The following is a 20,973-nucleotide window of genomic DNA, read 5'->3' as shown; positions in this document are numbered from 1 at the left end:
CCTGGGAACACACCGATCGGCGCGGTGAGATCCATTGCGGATCTGCCCACATGGCGGCGTGCCACCTTCCGCGAGCTGCACACCTGGCTGGCCGCGCCGCCCACGCCCCGGGCGGTGATGCTCAAGGGCAAGGCGATCCTGGAGGATGCCGCTGCGCTGGGCGTGGCCACCGAGACGGCCGTCTTCAAGCACCTGTTGGCCCGCTACCACGCGCAGAATGCGCATTCCCGCACCGCTTCTGTGCTACTGGATGGGGGCGGCGCAGCAGTCGGCGAGCGACACGTCTGGAGCCGACGCATGAGTCGCCAGCACCGACGGCGCCCACCAGGGAGACTCCGCACAACCTGCCCACCCGACTGAATGAGCGATGTTGTGCACAGCGGTTTCTTGATCGAAAGACTCTCCCCCGGAACGGCGGATCTGTTACAGTAGCCAGCCCCGCATTTCGTCGCAGACGCATGCGGATGCACGATCCCACCCGCCAAAACACGCCGACGCGGTGACCTGAGCTCGTGCCCAGCGACTTCAGAGCACGGCCTCGAGCCCCTTGCGTTCGATGAGGTCGAGCAGCTTCTGCGAGGGACCACTGGGCTTCTTGTCGCCCACTTCCCACTTGCGCACGGTCGAGACGCTGGTGTTTAGGACCGATGCCAGCACGGCCTGACTCAAGTGCAGCCGTTCGCGCAAGGCGCGCACTTTCTCGGCGTCGTATTCATGCACCGGCTCCAGGCACAGCGCGTCGTACTGGCGCATCTTGCGCTTGTCGATGAAGCCCAGGCGATGCAGGTCGCGCGCCGTCTCATGAACGGCCTGCAGCAGGCGGCTCTTGGACTTAGGCTCGTTTGTCATGGCAAATCTCCTGCAATGTTCCGTCGGCAACGGAGTCATACAACTGGCGAGCGGGAAGGGTCAGCAGATCGGCGGCCAGATCCCGCAGCGCCTCCAGTTCCTCGTCATCGATGTTGGCCCGCTCGTTTTTCTCGAAGCCATAGACGAAGAACCAGCGATCGCCCTTGTTGGTGGCAATCAGGGTACGCGCGCCACCACGCTTGCCGCGGTTGCCCAAGCCCACGCGCTTTTTCAAGACGCCACCGCCCAGGTCGGCGTCGATGAGGCCCACGGCCATCTCCTCGACCGCTTGACACAACCCGGCGTCTGTCAGTTCGGTCTTGCGCATCCAACGAGCGAAGTGGCGCGTCTTGAAGACTCTTCTCATTTGCAAAGTATGCCACCCAGTGGCACTATGTGTCGAGAGGTTCCTTGCTCTCCGTGCAGACGGTCGGTCACGATCTGCAGTGTTGAAGACCGTGTGGTCGTTCAAGGGCGAGCCGCGCACGGCTGGTTGCCGACCTGGGCCACGCGCTGATCAAGCGCGGCTATCGAGTGCTCTTCACTCGCACGGGCGACTTGGTGCAGCGCTTGCAGGCGGCTCGGCGCGACCTGCGACTGCCGGCTGAGCTCGCCAACAAGTTCGACCGCTTCGACCTGTTAATCTGCGACGACTTCAGCTACGTGCGCCGCGACCAAGGCGAGACCTCCGTGCTGTTCGAACTGATCGCCGAGCGCTACGAACGCAAGAGTCTGGCGATTACGGCCAAACAGCCGTTCTCCAGCTGGGATCATGTGCTTGCCGAGCCGGCCATTACGCTGGCCGCCGTCGACCGGCCAAGGTAATTGACGCGGGGCACATGGATGTGTTTGGCGCCCGTTCCTGCCGGCTGCTGCCGGAAGCGGTATCACTCCCACTCGAACATCAATTTACGCTTTAATCTCATATAGATCAATAGGTTACTAAGACGCTTTGCCATCAAATACCATGAAAAATACCATAACTCACTGACTGCACCACCGCCCTCTCCCCCACGACGCTGGGCCACCTGCCGCAGCCTCCTCCTTTAAAAACCAACCAGAAAATGGTCGAATACAATTTCGATGCGGGTCACTGGGGGCAAAGGTGGGGGCAAAGCAAGGCAGCGTTCGATGGGGCATTGAGCGCCGGCTCGAGTTCATCGAGTTCCGGCTGTTCTGGGAAGGCCATGTCAACCGCGGCGACCTGATGGCCGCCTTCGGGATCTCGATCAACCAGGCCTCCACTGACCTCAACCGCTACCTCGGCATGGCGCCGGGCAACATGCTCTACGACAAGAGCGCCCGCGCCTACGTCCGCGGCGACCGCTTCGAGCCCCTGTTCCTGAAACCGGACCCGGCGAGCTACCTGTCCCAATTGCGGTCGATCTCCGACGGCATCGTCTCGCAGGAGGAAACCTGGATCGGCCAGATGCCGGACTTCGATACGGTGCGCAACCCCGCTCGGGGCATCGATGCCGGCCACCTGCGCGCCGTGCTCCAGGCCATTCACAGCAGACGGGCCATCGAAATCGAATACCAGTCGCTTTCCAGCCCGGCCCCACGCTGGCGCTGGATCGCGCCCCATGCCATCGCATTCGATGGTTTCCGCTGGCACGCGCGGGCCTGGTGCTTCACCGACCAATGCTTCAAGGACTTCCTGCTGGCGCGCATCCTTGGCATCCGGGACAGCCGCCCCAGTGACGCGGACCCCGGCCAGGATGCCGACTGGCACACGCACATCACGCTGGAAATCGGTCCGCACCCGGGGCTGTCCGACGCGCAGAAGAAAGTGGTGGCGCTCGACTACGGCATGCAGGGAGGCAAGGCCAGCATCACTGTCCGCAAGGCCATGCTCTACTACGCGATCAAACGTCTCGGCCTGGACGCTGACCCGTCCACCCGGAGCCCGGCGGACCAGCAGATCGTGCTGTTGAACGGGGAGGTGGGCGATGGTGTCGCCTGATGTCATCTCCCTGACCCCGCACCACGCCAAGTACTATGCCCATGACCTGACCCGTCGGGCGGCCTCGGGCATGGATCGCCTCTCGATGGCGCTCTTTGATGCCTCGGTGGACCTCAACCCCCACCAGATCGAGGCGGCGCTGTTCGCGCTCCAGAACCCCCTCTCCAAGGGGGTGATCCTCGCCGACGAAGTCGGCCTCGGGAAAACCATCGAGGCCGGCATCGTATTGTGCCAGTCCTGGGCCGAGCGCCGGCGCCGGCTCCTGATCCTTTGCCCCGCGTCACTGCGCAAGCAATGGGCGCTGGAGCTGCAGGAAAAGTTCAACCTGCCCGCGGTCGTCCTGGACGCCAGGGCATACAGGCAGGCCCGCCGGGAAGCGCGCAACCCGCTGGACCAGGGCGCCATCCTGATCCTGTCCTACAACTTCGCCCATTCGATCCGGGACGAACTGCGGGCCATCCGGTGGGACCTCGTCGTCATCGATGAGGCGCACAAGCTGCGCAATGCCTACCGTCCGAGCAACAAGGTGGGCCAGGGCATCCGCTGGGCCACCGAGGACTGCCGCAAGCTGCTGCTGACGGCCACACCCCTGCAGAACTCGCTGCTGGAACTGTATGGCCTGTCAACCCTGATCGACGAGCACCTCTTCGGCGATGTCGATGCCTTCCGCGCGCAGTATGCGGGCGCCGGCAGCGATCTGGGCGCCCTGCGCCAAAGGCTGTCGGCATTCTGCAAGCGGACCCTGCGCAACCAGGTCACGGAGTACATCCGTTACACCGAGCGCAAGCCGGTCACCCGGCCCTTCCGTCCCACCGACGAGGAGCACGCCCTCTACGAAAAGGTGTCCGAATTCCTGCGGCGCGAAGACAGCTATGCCCTGCCCCGCCGCGAACGGCACCTGACGGCGCTGATCCTGCGCAAACTGCTCGCATCGTCCTCGGCCGCCGTTGCCGCCACCCTGGACATCCTGCGCCAGCGGTTGCAGGCCATGCTCGACGAGCGCACTTCCGGCACCGACGACACAGTGGACCTGGCCGAGCTCCTGGCCGAGAACGAAGAGCTGGAAACCGACCTGCTCGACGAGATCCTCGGCGAGGACGAGGACAAGGCCCCGGGCCGGGATACCGATGCACCGGTCGACCGCCAGAAACTGCGGGAAGAGATCGCCGTCCTGGCACGCCTTGCCGAGGAAGCCCGCAGCATCCGCGTCGACACCAAGAGCCGCACGCTGCTCAAGGCGCTGGAAACGGGGTTCGAGCAGATGGCAATGGTCGGCGCCGCGCGCAAGGCCGTCATCTTCACCGAATCCAGGCGCACGCAGGAGTACCTGAAGCAGTTCCTCGAGGCCAACGGCTATGCCGGCCAGCTTGTCATCTTCAACGGGAGCAACAACGGCCCCGGGGAAACCGCCATTTACGAACGCTGGCTCGAGCGCAACCAGGGTTCGGACAAGGTCACCGGCTCCCGCGCGGTCAACATGCGCACGGCGCTGATCGAGCACTTCCGCGACCATGCCTCCGTCCTGATCGCCACCGAGGCGGCAGCGGAAGGCCTGAACCTGCAGTTCTGCTCACTGGTCATCAACTACGACCTGCCCTGGAACCCGCAGCGCATCGAACAGCGCATCGGCCGCTGCCATCGCTACGGCCAACAGCACGACGTGGTGGTCATCAACTTCCTCAACGAACGCAACGAGGCCGACCGCCGCGTGCTGGAGCTGCTGGAGCAGAAATTCAACCTCTTCAGCGGCGTGTTCGGCGCCTCCGACGAGGTGCTGGGCACCATCGAGTCCGGCGTGGACTTCGAAAAGCGCATCCTCGCGATCTACCAGGCGTGCCGGACCCCTGAGGAGATCGACGCCGCCTTCAAGGCCCTGCAGGCGGAGATGGACGAACAGATCCGCTCGCGGCTGGAAGACACCCGGCGGGCGCTGTTCGAGCACTTCGACGAGGACGTGCACGAACGGTTGCGCATGCGGCTTGCGGATGCCCTGGCCCGGCTGGACCGGGTCGGCAGGCGCTTCTGGTCGCTCACGCGCCACGTGCTGGCCGACCAGGCGCGCTTCGATGACGACGCCTTCACCTTCGAACTGGTCCGCCCGCCCCGCGAGGATATTCCCGCCGGCCGATACCACCTGATCTGCCGCGTCCACCCGCAGGCGGAGGGTGCCGGCCAGTTCCTCTACCGGCTCTCGCACCCGCTGGGCGAGCATGTGCTCGCCCAGGCACGGGATGCCGATACACCTGCCGCCGAGATCCTCTTCGACATCAGCCGCCACCCGACCCGTATCGCCGTCGTCGAAGCCCTGCGGGGCAAGCGCGGCTACCTGACGCTCACCCGCCTGACCATCGAGTCGTACGAACGGGAGGAGTACCTGCTGTTCTCCGGCTTGACCGACGACGGGGCCGCGCTAGACCAGGAAACCATGGAGAAGCTGTTCCAGTGCGGCGGCCACGTCGCAGGCACCGCAACGATCCCTGACACGGTTTCCCGGCGGCTGGCCGCGGAGAGCGAGCGCCATGCCCAGGCCACCCTCAGCCGCTCGCTGGAACAGAACAACCGTTATTTCCACGAGGCGCGGGAGAAGCTGGAACGCTGGGCCGACGACATGGTGCTCTCCGCCGAGAAGGCGCTGGCCGACACCAAGGAACAGATCAAGGCCCTGCGCCGGCAGGCGCGCCAGGCCACCACGCTGGCAGAGCAGCACGCGATCCAGGAGAAGCTCCAGAAACTGGAGCGCCAGCAGCGCCGCCAGCGGCAGGAGATCTTCCGCATCGAGGACGAGATCATGGAAAAGCGCGACCAGCTCATCGACCAGCTGGAACAGCGGCTCGCGCAGCGCACGCAGGCCGAGACACTCTTCACCATTCGCTGGGCCGTCGTCTGACGAAGCGACGCGCCCGCCAAGGATTCAACAGGACGAAAACGACATGAGCCAGAAATACGAAAAGTTGAAGGCCCTGCTCAAGGAACTGTTCCAGCTCGATCAACCGGAGCTGGACTTTGGCATCTACCGCATCCTGCACGCACGCAGCGCGGAGGTGACGCAGTTCCTGGACAAGGACCTGCTGCCGCAGGTGAAGCAGGCTTTCGCCCAGTACCGCACCGCCGACAAGGCTGAACTCGAGAAGGAACTGGCCAAGGCCGTCGAAGCCGCCCAGGCCCTGGGCGTCGATCCGGAAAGCACGCAGAAGGTCAAGGACCTGCGCGCCCGCCTGGCCAGCGACGCCGTGGACACCGAGGCACTGGAAGCCGAGGTCTACGACCACCTCTACAGTTTCTTCCGCCGCTACTACTCCGAGGGCGACTTCCTCAGCAAGCGCGTCTACAAGCCGGGGGTCTACGCCATCCCCTACGAGGGCGAGGAGGTCAAGCTCCACTGGGCCAACGCGGACCAGTACTACATCAAGACCAGCGAAAGCTTCCGCGACTACGCCTTCCGCCTGTGCCCGGAGGATGAAGCGAACCCGATGCGCGTCCACTTCAAACTGGCCGACGCCGCCGAGGGCGAACACGGCAACGTGAAGGAACAGGCGGGCAAGGAACGCCGGTTCAAACTGGCCCCAGCCCCGTTTGCAGCTGTCGAGAACGGCGAACTGGTGATTCGCTTCACCTACGAGCCCGATCCGGCCAAGCAGAAGGACCTGAACGCCGAGGCCGAATCCGCCATCCTTGCCCTTGACGATCCCGCGCTTGCCGACTGGATCAAGGAACTCCGTATGCAGCACGTCCGGGCCGATGGAACGGCTTCGGAACTGACCCGGCTGCGCGTGCACCTGGACCGCTACACCGCCCGCAACACCTTCGACTATTTCATCCACAAGGACCTGGGCGGCTTCCTGCGGCGGGAGCTGGACTTCTACATCAAGAACGAGGTCATGCACCTCGACGACGTGGAAAGCGAAACCGCGCCGCGCGTCGAGCAGTACCTGTCCAAGATCAAGGTCATCCGCCGCATCGCGCACAAGATCATCGACTTCCTGGCGCAGCTCGAGGACTTCCAGAAGAAGCTGTGGCTGAAGAAGAAGTTCGTCGTCGAAACCAGCTACTGCATCCGGCTGGGTGTGCTTCCGGAGGAGTTCTATCCGGAGATCGCTGCCAACGATGCGCAGCGTGAGGAATGGGTGCGGCTGTGCGCCATCGATGAGATCAAGGGCGACCTGACGACGCCAGGATACAGCGTGCCACTCACGGTGGAGTTTCTGAAGGCGCACCCGACGCTGGTTGTGGATACACAACATTTTGATGCCAAGTTCCTTTCGCGACTGCTTGCTAGCCTAGAGGACGCACAAACGCTGATTGATGGCGTTTTGGTGCACGGCGAGAATTACCAAGCGCTTTCTCTATTTAGGAATCTATTCAGCGAGCAAATTCACTGCATCTATATTGACCCACCATATAACACCGGAACTGACGGGTTCGCCTATAAAGATTTGTATCCGCACTCGTCGTGGGCAGCAATGTTCTCTGAAAGGCTCCTCGCTGCCACCGAACTCTTACATCGTGATGGCGCAATGTTTGTCTCTATCGATGACAACGAAGGCGACGTAGCAAAACTGATCGCCGACTCGATATTCGGCGCGGAGAATTTCATCGCTCGACTCGTTTGGGAAGGAGCGAACAAGAATACTGCCCGGCAAATTGGCGTAACGCACGAGTATGTACTCGTATACGCGCGTGATCGCGCGAGCATGCCAAATGAATGGTGCATAAGGAAGGAAGGAGTTGAAGACGTACTGAGGGAAGTAGAACGTCTACGCGAGGTATATGGCAAGGATTATGACGCCGCGTCGGAGGCCCTGGCCGGCTGGTACCGCTCCATGAAAGCCAAGCCGGCCTTTGGCCTCCGTCGGTTTCGGCACATAGACGCACGGGGCGTCTACAAGGAGGACGATCCCACCGCGCCTGGAGGACGGCGCTTCAAGTTGATTAATCCAATAACGGGCGAAGAGATTCCCTTACGACGAAATCGCGGCTGGGCATTCGATCAGGCTACGTTTGATCAAATGGTAGCGGAGGGACGGATAAGCTTCGTCACGTCGACGTCCGTAATGGTGCGACGATATCTCCATGAAACTACAGCCGTCACACCGCCGAGCGTTTTCTACCAAGCAGCACGCTCCGCGTCCGAGCGGCTTACATCACTCTTGGGCGAGGAAGTGTTCGCATATCCAAAGGATGAACACATCATTGCGCGATTTGTGGAAATGGCAACAGGTGGCGCTGCGAAATGCGAAAGGGTGTGGATATTGGACTATTTTGCCGGCTCTGGCACTACGGCACATGCGGTCATCAACCTCAATCGTGAGGACGGGGGGCAGCGCAAGTTCATCCTCGTAGAGCAAGCTGACTACTTTGACACCGTCCTTCTTCCCCGCCTGAAGAAGGTCACGTTCACGCCGGAGTGGAAGGACGGCAAGCCCAAGCGGCTCGCCACCGCCGAGGAAGCCGAACGCAGCCCGCGGATCATGAAAGTGATCCGCCTCGAATCCTACGAGGACACGCTGAACAACCTGGAACTGCGCCGCACCGAGGCACAGCAAAGCCTGCTCGACAGCCCGCAGGCCCAGGGGGCGGACGGCTTCCGGGAGCAGTACCTGCTGCGCTACATGCTGGACGTGGAAACGCGCGGCAGCCAGTCGCTGCTGAACGTGTCCGCCTTCATGGACCCCACGGCCTACAGGCTGAAGGTCAAGCGCCCGGGCTCGGACGAGTCCCGCGAGGTCAACGTCGACCTGCTGGAGACCTTCAACTGGCTGATCGGCCTGAAGGTGGACCACATCGCCGCGCCGCGCACCTACAGCGCCGCGTTCCGCCGCGACGACGATCCGGACCTGCCGGCGGATGCCCCGCGCCGGCTGCTGCTGGACGGCCGCCTGAAGGAGGAGCCGGAAGGCCCATGGTGGTTCCGCACCGTGACCGGCACCACACCGGACGGCCGCCGCACGCTCGTCATCTGGCGCAAGCGCCCGGGCGGCGAGGAGCCGGAAGGCATCGAGCGCGACAACCTGGTGCTGGACGAATGGTTCCGCAAGCAGGGCTACTCCAGCAAGGACAGTGAATTCGACCTGATCTACGTCAACGGCGACAACAACCTGGAAAACCTCAAGGCCCCGGATGACACCTGGAAGGTGCGCCTGATCGAGGAGGACTTCTTCCGCCTGATGTTCGATACGGAGGGGGTGTAATGGCTCCGGTCCATTACCACGAGGGCCGGTTCCCCCCGCGGGAGCTGGACTGGCCGCGGCTTATCCCGCTGATCGGTCCGGCGGCCGCGGCAGTCGCCCGTTATGATGGCATGCTGGCCGCCGTGCCGAACCCGGACATCCTGCTCTCGCCGCTGACCACCCAGGAAGCGGTGCTCTCGTCGCGTATCGAAGGTACCCAGGCCACGATGGGCGAGGTGCTGGAGTTCGAGGCGGGCCGGGAGGACATTTCCCCCGAGCGCCGCGAGGACATCCGCGAAGTACTGAACTACCGTGCGGCAATGCGCGAGGCCGAGCGACTCCTGGCAGAGTTGCCCCTGTCCCAGCGGGTGATCCGCGAGATGCACCGGGTGCTGCTAGACGGGGTGCGGGGCCAAAATAAGGCGCCGGGGGAGTACAGGCGCATTCCCAACTGGATTGGCCCAAGCGGCTGCGCCATCGAGCAGGCGAGGTTCGTCCCCATCGGCGCCGACAAGCTACCCGATGCCATGAGCGCCTGGGAGAGATACCTGCACGAGGAGGCGCCAGACCGGCTGATCCAGCTTGCCATCCTCCACGCAGAGTTCGAGGCCCTGCACCCGTTCCTGGACGGCAACGGCCGGCTGGGGCGTATGCTGGTGCCCCTCTTCCTGTGGCAGAAGGGCCTGATTCGGCGGCCCATGTTCTACCTCAGCGCCTGGCTGGAGGCACACCGGGACGAGTACTACGAACGGCTGCTGGCCGTCTCCCGGGACGACGACTGGACGGGATGGTGCGGCTTCTTCCTGGAAGCCGTGCGGACCCAGGCTGAGGAGAACCTGCGTCGCACGCAGGCCATCCTCGAACTGCATGGGAGCCTCAAACTCCGCCTGCCGGAGATGACCCGCTCCCAGTACGCGGTCCACGCCCTGGAGTGGCTGTTTGCCCGCCCCATCTTCAGCGCCTCGGACTTCGTCCAGATGGCCGGCATCCCGGCGCCGACCGCCCGGCGGTTTCTGGGCGTCCTCAAAAAACACAAGATTATCAAAGAGTTAATGGAGTCCAGCGGGCGCCGCTCAGCGGTGCTGGTCTTTCCGGCGCTGCTCAACATCGCCGAAGGCAGGGAGGTGTTTTGATGCTCACCCATTCACAACAAGGCGCCTTGTCGATCACTTTGTTATCAAAAATGATCAACAAACGCCGTAGCTGCTATCCAATGAGCGACAAGCGGAAGGAGGCTGCCTGATGCCGCGCGGACGTCCTCGCAAGAACGATGCAGCTTCGCCCAAGGCGTCTGCGCGCGGCCGGGCCGCCGCGGCCCGCGCGTCGTTGCCGTTCAACCGCAAGCTCGCCCTCAACCAGTGGCTGCTCGGTCTGTTCGGGGTCGAGCGTTTCGACCAGCTCGCCGCTCACTTGAAAGACGAGTCGCTGGAAGGACTGGACGCGGACAACATCCACCGCTTCCACCACGCCCTGTGCCTGCATCTGCCCCCGGAGAACAGGCCGGAGCTGACGGACGAGCAGCTGCTGGAGTACGACCAGGCCATCGTTTCGGTCACGCAGCGCCTCAACGACCGGCGCATCACCCGGGGTGAGGAGCCGATCGTCTGGAAGTACTTCCAGTACCTGGCGCTGCTGTTCACGGAAATCTACCTCGACCGCTACTTCCGCGACCCCGCCGGTCTGCGGCAGGCACTCAACGCGCGCATTGCGGCGCTGAACGAGACGCTCCCGGAAGCGGACCGGATCGCGGCACTGGAGGAGTCCGAGGACCCTCGCCTCCAGCTCAACAAGATCGCGTTCTGGATGGCCACCGGCAGCGGCAAGACGCTGCTCATGCATGCCAACATCCTCCAGTACCAGCGGTTTCTGGAAACACATGGTCTTTCGCGCGAGCTGAACCGGATCATCCTGCTCACGCCCAACGAAGGGCTGTCGCAGCAGCATCTGCGCGAATTCCAGAAGTCGGGCATCGAGGCGGAAATCTTCAACAAGGACGGGCGCGGCCTGTTCGCCGGCCGTGCGGTGGAAATCCTGGAGGTCACCAAGCTGAAGGAGGAGATGGGCGAGAAGACGGTGGCGGTGGATGCCTTCGAGGGCAACAACCTTGTCCTCGTCGATGAAGGGCACCGCGGTGCTTCGGCAGGCGGCGACGGGGCTTGGATGAAGTTCCGCAACGCGCTGTGCGAAAAGGGCTTCTCGTTCGAATATTCCGCCACCTTCGGCCAGGCCGTGGCCGGTAACCGCGATCTGACCGACCTCTACGCGCGCAGCACGCTGTTCGACTATTCGTACCGCTGGTTCTACGGCGACGGTTTCGGCAAGGACTATCACATCCTCAACCTGGAGGACGATCGCAACGAGGAATGGATGAGGACCTACCTCACCGCCTGCCTGCTGTCGTTCTTCCAGCAGCAGCGGCTGTACCGGGAACAGGAAGCGAGCCTGCGCCCGTTCAACATCGAAAAGCCGTTGTGGGTCTTCGTGGGCGGCAGCGTCAATGCCGTGCGCAAGGAGGACAAAAAGGATGTGTCCGACGTCGTGGCCATCCTGAAGTTCCTGGCCACCTACGTGGCGAATCGCCAGGACAGCACCGAACGCATCCGGCGCGTGCTGGACGAAGGGTTGCTGACGGCCACCGGCAAGAACCTGTTCGCGGGCCGTTTCGCCTACCTGAACACCTGCGGCCTGTCGCCGGAACAGATTTTCGACGAAACACTGGCGACCCTGTTCAACGCTCCCGCAGGCGGCCAGCTGCACGTCGAGAACCTGAAGGGCGCCGCCGGCGAAATTGGCGTGCGCGTGGGCGACAACGCGTTTTTTGGCGTCATCAATGTCGGTGACGACACCAAGCTGGTGAAGCTGTGCGAAACCAGCGGCTTGCATGTTGCCGAGCGGGAATTTGCCGGATCGCTGTTCCACGAGCTGGACAAGCCGCACTCCGCCGTCAACGTGCTCATTGGTTCGAAGAAGTTCACCGAGGGCTGGAGCAGCTGGCGTGTGAGCACCATGGGACTGATGAACGTTGGGCGCAGCGAGGGCGCGCAGATCATCCAGCTCTTCGGCCGCGGTGTGCGGTTGAAGGGTTACGGCATGAGCCTCAAGCGCAGCGTGCGTGCAACCCTCCCCGCGGCGCTGAAACGGCCCAGGTACATCGACCTGCTCGAAACGCTGCATATCTTCGGCGTCCGTGCCGACTACATGGAACAGTTCCGGAAGTTCCTGGAAGATGAAGGATTACCCGCCAACGAAGAACGCATCGAATTCATCCTGCCGGTCATCCGGAACCTGGGCACGAAGCCGCTCAAGACGATCCGCCTCAAGAAGGAGATCAACGGCATCAAGACCGAGTTTGGCGACGCCTTCCGCAAGCTGGGGCCGGTTCCGACCCTCCAGCCCCCGCGCCCCGACCTTGAGCCCGCCACGGCCTACCTGCAAAAGAACCAGGTGGTGCTGAACTGGTACCCGAAGATCCAGGCCATGAAGTCCGACGGGGTATCGGGCAGCGAGGACGAAGGCGCCCCCAATGAGGCGCACCTGACGAAGCAGCACATCGCCTTCCTGGACCTCGACCAGCTGTACTTCGACCTCGAACGTTTCAAGGCCGAGCGTGGCTGGCACAACCTCAACCTGCCCCGTTCCGGCATCGCTGCATTGCTGGTGGACACCAGCTGGTACCGGCTGCTGATCCCTGCATCGGAGCTGGCCTTCGACGCGTTCGAAAAGGTGCGCGTATGGCAGGAAATCGCCCAGGCCCTGCTGCGCAAGTACGTGGAGCGCTACTACACCTTCCGCAAGAAAGAGTGGGAATTGCCGCACCTGGAATACCGTGACCTCACCGAGGACGATCCCAACTTCCCATCCATCCTGAGTGAGGATGGCGCCGAATACGGTTACCGGATCCTGATCGAGGAATCGCAGCAGGAAATCGTCGCAAAACTGAAAGAGCTGAAAGAGGCCATCGAGCAAGGGAATCTGAAGGACTGGGAGTTCCGGGGCCTCAAGGCGATCTGGTTCGGGCGACACCTCTACCAGCCGTTGCTGTTCCTGGACGGCAGTGCAGTCGAGATCTCACCCGCGCCTCTCAACAAGGGCGAGCGCCGGTTCATCGAGGACCTGAAGGCGTTCCACGACGCCAACCCCGGCTATTTTGCGGAACGCGAACTCTACCTGCTGCGCAACCTCAGCAAGGGCCGTGGCGTCGGCTTCTTCGAGGCCGGCAACTTCCACCCGGACTTCATCATCTGGCAGCTCCAAGGCAAACGGCAGCGCGTGACCTTTGTCGACCCCAAAGGCATCCGCAACGTCGGCCTCCAGGACCCCAAGATCAGCTTCTACGAAACCGTCAAGGACATCGAGAAGCGGCTGGGACAGCCTGATGTTGTGCTCGAGTCCTTCATCGTCTCGAACACGCCCTCGCATGAAATGAGCAAGCTTTGGGGCATCACCAAGGGCGAGATGCAGAAAAAACACATCCTGTTTCAGGAGGAAGACGGGGATAGCTATATCCGCCAGTTGCTGGAAGCAGCCGTGCCTGGGCCAGACGCTTCCCAGTCATGATCGAGAACAGGAAAAGCCTGCACGCGGACTATCTTCTTGAACCAAAGGCCTGCCCGTCGGTTGTGACTGTCATGCAGGCCGACTCAATGAGGGCGTGAAGCCCTTTTGCAACGGAGCCGCAACCATGCATATCGCCACCAAGAGCGATTGGCCAGACCTCAAGCCGATGCCTGCCTCGTATGAGGACATGAAAATCGAGCTGCATTTCAACGCCGCGCACATGCACAACCTCCGGCTCGGGTTCATCCCGTCCGATCAGAACGAGAAGTGGTTCCTCTATTTTGAGGACAACATTCTGCATATCCACCGCAGCTGGACGGGCATCAAGATGTACGAGGTGGTGTTCGACGACGACGGTGACGGCGGGGTTGCGCGCAGGGTAAGGATCAACCTGGGGCCCGACTATGGCGGCACCCGCGATGACGCCTGGAATACCTTGCTCGACGTGCTGAGCTATTACGCCAGCGACGAGGCCCATCAGCCCCACGAGTCAAGCTTCGTCTCTGCCCTGAAGGAGGCGGCACAACCCAACTATCTGGGTTCTCCCTCCGTGGTCATGGAGCTGATTACCCCATATTTCTGGCGCATCCTCTGCAAGGAGCTGCCCAAGTACTGTTCCGGGCTGGATGCCTTGCCCGATTATGAACCCGCCAGCTTCTCCGATGTGCTGAGCGCCAACGAACGCATTGCATCGGTGCTCAGCGGCGCTGACGAGAGTTTCCACGGACTGGAAGCCTGGCGCACCGAGCAGGGATTGGGCAAGGCTGTCATCCGGACGCTGGCGCTGGACCCGGACTGGTACGCCGATGAGAACCTGCACTGCATCCTCAGCGAAGGACTGGCCGGCCTGTCGACGACAATTGCAAAAATCATCGCCGACTGGGCCAATGACTCGTCTCCTCACAACCTGAACGCGCTGTTCGAGTTTGTCGCCGTCCTGCGCGAATTCACTGCCAGTGTGATCCTGGGGACTCACACGCTTTACTTCCCGGATGTAACACTCAGTGACTTCACCTGGGCGAACCGCTCACGCTTCATGCAGCGGGACGAAGAAGCCGGGAATTGCCTCGTGCCTGAAGAGAACCCGGAGGATTTCGACGAAGTGCCTGTTGACGAAAATCAGCAATCCCGCTTCGAGGAATTGCTGCGCGAGCTGGAGGCCCTGGATGCAGAACTGGAGGAAGACGACGCACTCGAGGACGAGGAAGAAATTCTCCAGCCCGGCCCGCCGGTACACCCGCGCCGCGATGATAACGGCAATCCCGTCAAGCTCGCCCACCCCAGCACGCCCACGGCCCTGTGGACCTGGCAGGATCCCGAGAGCATCGCTATCGTCATCCCGGATGGCCCGATGCCGTCAGAACTGGCAGCGATACCCTTTGCCTCATGGGATGATGCGCCAACCGACCGCGCCGGGTGGCAACGAGTGGCTGAGCAACATCCGGTGGAAGAACCCGACTTCAACCTCCCCAAAGGCAAGAAAGCCGCAGCCGGCGTGGTCATCGTTGAGGACGACGGGCGTGTCTGGGCAGTGGCCCCCAGCAACGCCTACGGCGGTTACCAGGCGACCTTCCCCAAGGGCACCTACTCCCCCGGCACTAGCCTGCAAGCCGCAGCAATCCGGGAAGCCTACGAAGAAGCCGGCCTCCGCGTACAGCTGACCCGTTTTCTGGTGGATGTGCCCCGATCAACGAGCTACACCCGCTATTACCTAGCCCGCCGTATCAGCGGCCACCCCGGCGACATGGGCTGGGAAAGCCAGGCCGTCCTGCTGATCCCGGCGGACAGGCTGCCTGAAATCCTGACCCACAAGAACGACGCACCAATCATCAAGGCCGTGCAGGAAGCGCTGAGCTGACTGCCCTTATCGGTGGATGCCATTGGAATCGCTCCGAGACGGCTTCCTGAGCATCGCTGGCAAAGCGACCCGCGCCCTGCGGGAGAAGACGGTGCGGCGGCCCATGGCCGCCGTGATACCGTCCGCCAGTGCCAGCAACAGTCAGGTTCGCGCATCGGCATGCGGCATCCCTGTGATGACCAGGACATGCTCCTCGAACAGTTCCGGCAGGTAGCAATGCCAGAGGTCCCTGCCCCTGCCCTGCAACGTCCGGGGCGCTACTCCCACTCAATCATCAATGATCAGAGTAACATGTTGATGTTTCTGCACTTTACTAGAATTGCCTGATCAGATACCAGCAAAAATACCATCACGAATCATCCCCTTGCTGATGCCTGTAGATGCCGTATGCCGCCAAACGCACCCGCCGACCTTCACGTTATCGCGCATCAGGAATTGCATCCTTGTCGGCGCTTCGCGAAGAACAGCGTGCCCGTCTGGTTCAGCCTACAACACGGCTTCGCGCCCTTGCGTTCGATCAGGTGGAGAAGTTTCCAGGACGGACCACTGAGCTTCTTGTCGCCCGCCTCCCGCTTCTGAACCGTTGACCCGGTGCGCGGCAAGCCCCGCCCTTCAGGCGGGGGAGGATGTCAACCGCCGTGCGGCGTCAAGCAGGCCCCCGAGGTTGCGCTGGATCGAGCCGAAGGCCGCGCGCGTCTCGTCGACGGCGCGGATGAGGATCTGGGCGCAGGCGGTCATGGTGTCTCCCGCCGGCCGGGACTGTGGCCCCAGCCCCGGTTGCTGCGATGCATGCGGAACGATAATGCTTAGTCCTGCCCCGGCGGCCACTGCTGCGCGGCGTGCAGCACGCGCAGGATGCGCACGGTAAAAGGGTCTTCCGTGTACACGACGATATACGACGATATAGTTTGCCCGCACGACCATTTCCCGCGTGCCCTCAACCCGGCCAGGCCGGTAGAGCCTCGGATGCTCCGGCAGCTTCGCCGCTTTGGCCTCGATATCGTCTTTCAGCCTTTGCGCAGCGTCGGGGTTGTCGTCCGAAATGTAATCGACAATCGCCAGCAGATCGGCGCGAGCTGGTTGCGACCATTCAAGCTCTGGCACGGCGCTTCCTGTCGATCAGGGCTTGCGCCTCGTCCATGACATGCTGATGCGGCACGCCTGGCCGGGTGTCGGCCAGGGCTTCGCGCACCTTGGCTCGGAACCAAGCATCATGGGCGTCTGGGTCAGCGGTCAAGCCGGCCGGCAACCCCCCTTCCTTCGCCACGCGGGTCAGCAGGATGCGTACAGCATCCGAAACCGTCAGGCCGAAAGTCGCGAGCGTTTCGGCGGCCTCGGCCTTGAGTTTGTCGTCTACACGAACGTGCAACATGGATGTTTGAGCGGCCATCGCAGTTTCTCCTAATTTGAGCCTTGCCTCCATTATGTATCTCAAATGAGATACGTTCAAGGGCCGGCCTCCCTACCCGCCTGGCCACGCTGAAATTGTCTTGCTTGTCGCAAATATCCTTGCAATCGCGACCAGCACCTTGCCGAACGGCAGGCGCATGGCCAGCGACTGGATCCATCGTTGCTCCGCCGTCGCCTTGTCGCGGCCGACGGCCTTGGCGCGCTGCAAACTGCTGCGTGCGCCCTGGATCAGCAGCGTTCGCAGTTGACATCCTCCCCCGCCTAAAGTCGGGGGATTCCTACGGCGCTCACCCCGGCATCGAGCCGGAATGAGTCGCTTCGGTGGGTTCCTGGGCCGAGTGCGCAACCGCTGCTCGTATCTCCACAGGCGTTACTTCCGGCGTGCCCCGCCGTAGGCTGCCTTGGTTGTCGGCGGCAGCGCCATTATAGGACGGCGCAGCCGTCCGCGCTATCCTTCCCCGGCCTTCAAGGCCGAGGCTTGCCGCGCACCGGGTCACCGGCGCGGCGCTGTTCTTCGCACCGCTGGTGCTGTTGGGCTTTCCTGTGCCGTACGTGTTGGCGGTACTGGGATTGAACCTGTTCTTCCAGTTCTGGCTGCATACCGAGCTGATCGGCCGTTTTCCCACGAGCCAACATGCCGGCTGGTAATGTACGGCAATTTGCCGTATGATTGTCGTCAGGAGGACGATCCCATGGCTGCCCACTCCACCACCGCCCGGCTCGAAGCGCGCATCAGTGCCGATCTGCACGCGCAGCTCAAGCGCGCCGCCGAGTTGCAGGGGCGCACGATGACCGATTTCGTGGTCTCGGCCGTGCAGGAGGCCGCCCAGCGCGCCATCGAGCAGGCGGCCGCCATCCGGCTGTCGGTGGCCGACCAGGAGTGCTTCGCCCAGGCCTTGCTGTCGCCGCCCACCCCGGCCCCGGCACTCAAGCGCGCCTTCACGCGTCGCCGCAAACTGCTGCACGCTGAATGAGCCGGGCGCCGTTTCACGTGGTGCCGCTGGACGCCACGCACGACCGTTCGGCATTCGATTGCGACAGCCCAGCGCTGAATCGCTACCTGCGTGAGCAGGTCTCGCAGGACGTGCGCCGCCGCGTCGCGGCCTGCTTCGTGGCCATCACCGCCGAGGGCCGCATCGCGGGCTACTACACCCTGGCCTCGGCCAGCCTGTGGCTGGCCGACTTGCCGCCAAGCACCGCCAAGAGGCTGCCGCGCTATCCCACCGTGCCCGCCGTGCGCATGGGCCGTCTGGCGGTGGATCGCCGCTTCCGAGGCCAGGGGCTGGGTGGCGCGCTGCTGGCCGAGGCTTCGGAGGCCAAACAACACACGTGACGCCAATGTACGCACAGTGACCCTGCGTGCTTTTATTGATTAGAAACGTAAGATATTGATTCGTATGAACATTACTCTGCTGGCATAACCGGATACCAGCAAAAGTACCATTGCGAATCATCCCCTTGCCGATGCCTGTCGCTGCTGTATGTTGCCAAGCGCACCCGCCAACCTTCACTTGAATCCTCCCCTGCCCTCCCGCGCAGGGCGGCTCGTCCATCTGGTTTAGCCTACAGCACGGCTTCAAGCCCCTTGCGTTCGATCAGGTTGAGAAGTTTCAAGGACGGACCACTGGGCTTCTTGTCACCCACCTCCCACTTCTGCACCGTTGACAGGCTGGTGTTCAGCACGGCGGCGAGCACGGCCTGGCTGATACGCGCCCGCTCACGCAGGGACTTGATCTTTGCGGGGACATCTCGTGGACATCGAGATGGCACAGCGCATCGAACTCGCCCATACGGCGCTTGCTGATCAGTCCTGCGCTGTACAGCCCACGCGCGGTCTCGTGCATTTCATCCAGCATTCGACTCTTACGCTTCGTCGTTGCCATGACGCACCTCCACGATCTCGCCCGCCATCAGAGCGGTCGCCAGTTGCCGGTCATCGAAACCCAACAGTTCCTTTGCCATCTCCCGGAACACCCTCTTTGAACCACCACAGCCACCCAACCCGTTGCGCGGGCAGGTGCTTGCGGTCGATCCAGCGGTAGATCGAGTCGCGCGTGACACCCAGATGCTCGGCGATATGGTCTACACCGACGAGCGCACACATGTCTATCGGCGGTGCGACCATCACACGGTGTCAGGCGCCTGCATCCACGCTGGGATGTCCCGCTGGCCGTGCAGTACGCGCCAGACGTCGATGTGATCGGGGCGCTCGACGTAAAACACGAGGTACGGGTATCGCGTGAGTGGCCAGGCGCGCAGGCCGGGCAAGTTGAGTTCGTGCGCGTAGCGGGGAGAGCCCGTTGCCGGATGGCGGGCGATGTGGCTGTAGGCCTTCTCCAGTGCATCAATGAAGCCAAGCGCCACGGCCGCATTGGCTTGCGTCAGATAGTGGGCAATGGCCTCATCGACATCGCGGTTGGCCTGCTCACGCGGGACGACTGGTTTGCGCTTCACGCCTTGGCGTTGGTGTTGGCAGCCTTGCGCACCCGATCCCGCAGACCATCGAAGTAGCCAGCATCGGCGGGTGTCGCCGGGTTGGATGCCGCACCGGCCAACAGCAAGCCACGCAGTTGTAGGCGATCCTGGTCCTTGCGGATCAACTCGCGCACGTACTCGCTGCTCGTGCCGTAGCCGCGCCGGCTGACCTGCTCATCCACGAAGGCCTTCAGGGTCTCGGGGAGGGAGATGTTCATCGTACTCATGGTGCAAGTATGGGTTCTTTGGCAAACTTTGGCAAGACCGTTGTATGAGTCCAGTGCCTTTGGCACTCGGTGATGATCGCATCGAGCAGGCGCTTCAAGCCCTTCTTGTGGTCGTTCATGCCCGAGCCGAGATTGGCGATCACCTCGAACGTCCAGCCTTGGCGGGCGCAGTAGAGTTCGAGCACCTGCTTTTGCCGCTCCAGGTCGTCCTTCTGGTCGTGGCTGGAAACCCGCGCGTAGGCGATGGTGCGGCGCGGCGTCTCCGGTGCGCGGAATTACTCTGGACGAAGCCGCGCACCCGGTCAACTTCTATTTGAGCCGCTCGAACCCCTCGGCGACACCAGCCGAGCCCAGCACTTTCCCGACCCTTTCCAGGTCCATTCCTTCGGTTGGCGGCGTACCGTCCCGGCACAGGTTGAGGTCGTAGCTGAACACGACTTCCCCTTGTTTACCATCCTTGCCTGTCACACCGCCTTGCCGCAAGCGAAGCTGGAGTCGCTTGCATCCTTCCTGTTGAAAGCTCTTGATGGTGCTGACATCGGCAAGAACGGGGGCGCTGGAGCCGGTCGCCTGTCGGAACCGCTCCGCCACCGGCCCCACGATTTCTCCGCTGGCCTTGCCGTCGGGCGCATCGATGGCCTGTATGAGCAGGGCTTTGGGGCTGTCGTACTGGGCGGCCTTTGCCAGAGTTGCGACGCATGCGAGCGCCGCAGCGCATGCGATCACGCGATAAGCGTTGACCATTATTTCTCTACTCCATTGGGCTCCCGGCCACTTGCTGCAGAAGGCGGCGAGGCGTATGCGCGATCCAGCTCGCCGAGCGCCTCCGCCAGTGCCGCCTCGACGAGCGGCAGTGGCAACAGCTTCCTGTCCGATGTCGAGGCCGCCACTGATAGCGATCCCACGGGCGCTCCGCTGGCCTGCCGCACCGTCAGCGTGATGGCGGCTGTCTGCTTGTACTCGCAGCCCCGGAAGCAGAATCCATCAGGATCGCCCGCGACCAGGTTGTTGAACCATCCGCGAAAACCGCTCGCATCTGCAACGGCGCTCAGAAGGTTCGCCGCAACTGTGGCTTGCGCCGCATCGAGCGCTGCCCCTCCATGAGAAAACATCACGTCTTGACGCAGCCCTGTCGTCTGTACGGCCCCCGCCTTCTCGAATACCTCGCCGACATCGGCATGCGCGCGCCGGTTTCCATACTCGCGTGCGGCCTTGAACTCGCCTTTCGCCTCTATCCAAACGTCTGCTTCACTGCCGGTCGTCACGACAACCGCGCCGAGCGACTGTGCACGGCGCGCGAGAAGTGTCGAGAGCCTGGGGCTGTTTTGGAACTCGACGTAGGCGCGCTTTCCTGCCAGGTCGATGGCCCCGAGGCCCCCGTCTCGCAGCATGGTGACGGGAGGCCCTTCGTAGGCCGTGGACGTGTCGTTCTCTCCCTGTGCATGCGCAGCACCGGATGCGGCCACG

At 62.9% G+C, this 20,973-nt stretch carries 18 protein-coding genes and 4 pseudogenes; 10 read left to right on the top strand and 12 right to left on the bottom strand.

All coding sequences use genetic code 11. The features are described 5' to 3' along the window. Positions 1-24 precede the first annotated feature (24 nt). Entirely contained in the window at positions 25-360 is a 336-nt protein-coding gene (locus Tchar_RS03630) for a hypothetical protein (protein ID WP_144327725.1), read from the top strand. Between the two features lie 165 nt (positions 361-525). On the opposite strand, the gene Tchar_RS03625 is transcribed toward Tchar_RS03630, so the two are convergent. After that, a complete protein-coding gene (locus Tchar_RS03625) occupies positions 526-849 on the bottom strand; it encodes a helix-turn-helix domain-containing protein (RefSeq protein WP_144327724.1) in 324 nt (107 codons plus the stop codon). Then, the gene (locus Tchar_RS03620; protein ID WP_144327723.1) at positions 833-1,216 is read right to left on the bottom strand and encodes a type II toxin-antitoxin system RelE/ParE family toxin; all 384 of its coding nucleotides are present in this window, start codon (positions 1,214-1,216) and stop codon (positions 833-835) included. The genes Tchar_RS03625 and Tchar_RS03620 overlap by 17 nt, the downstream gene beginning before the upstream one ends. Positions 1,217-1,338: 122 nt before the next feature. Between Tchar_RS03620 and Tchar_RS03615 the strand changes: the two are divergent. From Tchar_RS03615 to Tchar_RS13930, 7 genes and pseudogenes are all read left to right on the top strand, one after another. Next, positions 1,339-1,665 (top strand): annotated as a pseudogene (locus tag Tchar_RS03615) (ATP-binding protein); the annotation flags it as partial. Positions 1,666-1,954: 289 nt separating this feature from the next. Beyond that, positions 1,955-2,812 (top strand): helix-turn-helix transcriptional regulator, encoded by an 858-nt coding sequence (locus Tchar_RS03610; protein WP_144327722.1) that lies wholly within the window; start codon positions 1,955-1,957, stop codon positions 2,810-2,812. Continuing rightward, positions 2,799-5,699, top strand: coding sequence for an SNF2-related protein (locus tag Tchar_RS03605; RefSeq protein WP_144327721.1), 2,901 nt, complete (start codon positions 2,799-2,801; stop codon positions 5,697-5,699). Before Tchar_RS03610 ends, Tchar_RS03605 begins: the two co-directional genes overlap by 14 nt. 43 nt (positions 5,700-5,742) lie before the next feature. Then, positions 5,743-9,000 carry a site-specific DNA-methyltransferase gene (locus Tchar_RS03600; RefSeq protein ID WP_144327720.1) on the top strand — a complete coding sequence of 1,086 codons (3,258 nt, stop codon included), beginning with the start codon at positions 5,743-5,745 and terminating at the stop codon, positions 8,998-9,000. Then, positions 9,000-10,112: a Fic family protein gene (locus Tchar_RS03595; protein WP_119334598.1), complete on the top strand. Its 1,113-nt coding sequence runs from the start codon at positions 9,000-9,002 to the stop codon at positions 10,110-10,112. Before Tchar_RS03600 ends, Tchar_RS03595 begins: the two co-directional genes overlap by 1 nt. Positions 10,113-10,221: 109 nt before the next feature. Continuing rightward, positions 10,222-13,536: a DEAD/DEAH box helicase family protein gene (locus Tchar_RS03590; protein ID WP_144327719.1), complete on the top strand. Its 3,315-nt coding sequence runs from the start codon at positions 10,222-10,224 to the stop codon at positions 13,534-13,536. Between the two features lie 124 nt (positions 13,537-13,660). Further along, the gene (locus Tchar_RS13930) at positions 13,661-15,394 is read left to right on the top strand and encodes an NUDIX hydrolase (protein ID WP_236640163.1); all 1,734 of its coding nucleotides are present in this window, start codon (positions 13,661-13,663) and stop codon (positions 15,392-15,394) included. A gap of 612 nt (positions 15,395-16,006) precedes the next feature. On the opposite strand, the gene Tchar_RS14295 is transcribed toward Tchar_RS13930, so the two are convergent. The 3 genes and pseudogenes from Tchar_RS14295 to Tchar_RS03565 form a co-directional block, all read right to left on the bottom strand. Then, on the bottom strand, positions 16,007-16,498 hold the full coding sequence (locus tag Tchar_RS14295) for a type II toxin-antitoxin system RelE/ParE family toxin (protein WP_236640162.1): 492 nt from the start codon (positions 16,496-16,498) through the stop codon (positions 16,007-16,009). After that, entirely contained in the window at positions 16,485-16,784 is a 300-nt protein-coding gene (locus Tchar_RS03570) for a type II toxin-antitoxin system RelB/DinJ family antitoxin (protein ID WP_058616347.1), read from the bottom strand. Before Tchar_RS03570 ends, Tchar_RS14295 begins: the two co-directional genes overlap by 14 nt. 120 nt (positions 16,785-16,904) lie before the next feature. Next, positions 16,905-17,102: pseudogene (locus tag Tchar_RS03565) on the bottom strand (IS110 family transposase); the annotation flags it as partial. 394 nt (positions 17,103-17,496) lie between these two features. Here Tchar_RS03565 and Tchar_RS03560 point away from each other — a divergent pair. Both Tchar_RS03560 and Tchar_RS03555 read left to right on the top strand, forming a co-directional pair. Next, positions 17,497-17,778, top strand: coding sequence for a type II toxin-antitoxin system TacA family antitoxin (locus tag Tchar_RS03560; protein ID WP_058616346.1), 282 nt, complete (start codon positions 17,497-17,499; stop codon positions 17,776-17,778). Continuing rightward, positions 17,775-18,113 (top strand): annotated as a pseudogene (locus Tchar_RS03555) (GNAT family N-acetyltransferase); the annotation flags it as partial. The gene Tchar_RS03560 and the pseudogene Tchar_RS03555, both read left to right, overlap by 4 nt. 254 nt (positions 18,114-18,367) lie before the next feature. On the opposite strand, the gene Tchar_RS14290 reads toward Tchar_RS03555, so the two are convergent. From Tchar_RS14290 to Tchar_RS03515, 7 genes and pseudogenes are all read right to left on the bottom strand, one after another. Further along, positions 18,368-18,499 (bottom strand): helix-turn-helix domain-containing protein, encoded by a 132-nt coding sequence (locus Tchar_RS14290; protein WP_408033533.1) that lies wholly within the window; start codon positions 18,497-18,499, stop codon positions 18,368-18,370. A 238-nt stretch (positions 18,500-18,737) separates the two neighbouring features. After that, positions 18,738-18,908: an excisionase family DNA-binding protein gene (locus Tchar_RS03540; RefSeq protein ID WP_144327752.1), complete on the bottom strand. Its 171-nt coding sequence runs from the start codon at positions 18,906-18,908 to the stop codon at positions 18,738-18,740. Between the two features lie 20 nt (positions 18,909-18,928). Beyond that, complete coding sequence (locus Tchar_RS03535; protein WP_144327717.1) at positions 18,929-19,258, bottom strand: type II toxin-antitoxin system RelE/ParE family toxin; 330 nt, start codon at positions 19,256-19,258, stop codon at positions 18,929-18,931. Next, entirely contained in the window at positions 19,255-19,506 is a 252-nt protein-coding gene (locus Tchar_RS03530) for a ribbon-helix-helix domain-containing protein (RefSeq protein WP_144327716.1), read from the bottom strand. The genes Tchar_RS03535 and Tchar_RS03530 overlap by 4 nt, the downstream gene beginning before the upstream one ends. A gap of 73 nt (positions 19,507-19,579) precedes the next feature. Next, positions 19,580-19,757 (bottom strand): annotated as a pseudogene (locus Tchar_RS03525) (recombinase family protein); the annotation flags it as partial. Between the two features lie 58 nt (positions 19,758-19,815). Continuing rightward, positions 19,816-20,250 (bottom strand): hypothetical protein, encoded by a 435-nt coding sequence (locus tag Tchar_RS03520; RefSeq protein ID WP_144327715.1) that lies wholly within the window; start codon positions 20,248-20,250, stop codon positions 19,816-19,818. Continuing rightward, positions 20,250-20,972, bottom strand: a complete 723-nt coding sequence (locus tag Tchar_RS03515) for a hypothetical protein (RefSeq protein WP_144327714.1) — start codon at positions 20,970-20,972, stop codon at positions 20,250-20,252. Before Tchar_RS03515 ends, Tchar_RS03520 begins: the two co-directional genes overlap by 1 nt. Position 20,973 lies beyond the last annotated feature (1 nt).

The sequence above is a fragment of the Tepidimonas charontis genome (assembly GCF_007556685.1).
GTDB classification, from domain to species: Bacteria; Pseudomonadota; Gammaproteobacteria; order Burkholderiales; family Burkholderiaceae_C; genus Tepidimonas; species Tepidimonas charontis.
The sequence above is the reverse complement of the archived record's forward strand: the minus strand, read 5'-3'. Positions and strand labels throughout refer to the sequence as shown.

Coding starts and splice junctions, on each gene's coding strand:
- Tchar_RS03625 (WP_144327724.1), bottom strand. CDS start 849: ATGACAAACGAGCCTAAGTCCAAGAGCCGCCTGCTGCAGGCCGTTCAT.
- Tchar_RS03620 (WP_144327723.1), bottom strand. CDS start 1,216: ATGAGAAGAGTCTTCAAGACGCGCCACTTCGCTCGTTGGATGCGCAAG.
- Tchar_RS03605 (WP_144327721.1), top strand. CDS start 2,799: ATGGTGTCGCCTGATGTCATCTCCCTGACCCCGCACCACGCCAAGTAC.
- Tchar_RS03600 (WP_144327720.1), top strand. CDS start 5,743: ATGAGCCAGAAATACGAAAAGTTGAAGGCCCTGCTCAAGGAACTGTTC.
- Tchar_RS03595 (WP_119334598.1), top strand. CDS start 9,000: ATGGCTCCGGTCCATTACCACGAGGGCCGGTTCCCCCCGCGGGAGCTG.
- Tchar_RS03590 (WP_144327719.1), top strand. CDS start 10,222: ATGCCGCGCGGACGTCCTCGCAAGAACGATGCAGCTTCGCCCAAGGCG.
- Tchar_RS13930 (WP_236640163.1), top strand. CDS start 13,661: ATGCATATCGCCACCAAGAGCGATTGGCCAGACCTCAAGCCGATGCCT.
- Tchar_RS03570 (WP_058616347.1), bottom strand. CDS start 16,784: ATGGCCGCTCAAACATCCATGTTGCACGTTCGTGTAGACGACAAACTC.
- Tchar_RS03560 (WP_058616346.1), top strand. CDS start 17,497: ATGGCTGCCCACTCCACCACCGCCCGGCTCGAAGCGCGCATCAGTGCC.
- Tchar_RS03540 (WP_144327752.1), bottom strand. CDS start 18,908: ATGTGTGCGCTCGTCGGTGTAGACCATATCGCCGAGCATCTGGGTGTC.
- Tchar_RS03530 (WP_144327716.1), bottom strand. CDS start 19,506: ATGAGTACGATGAACATCTCCCTCCCCGAGACCCTGAAGGCCTTCGTG.
- Tchar_RS03520 (WP_144327715.1), bottom strand. CDS start 20,250: ATGGTCAACGCTTATCGCGTGATCGCATGCGCTGCGGCGCTCGCATGC.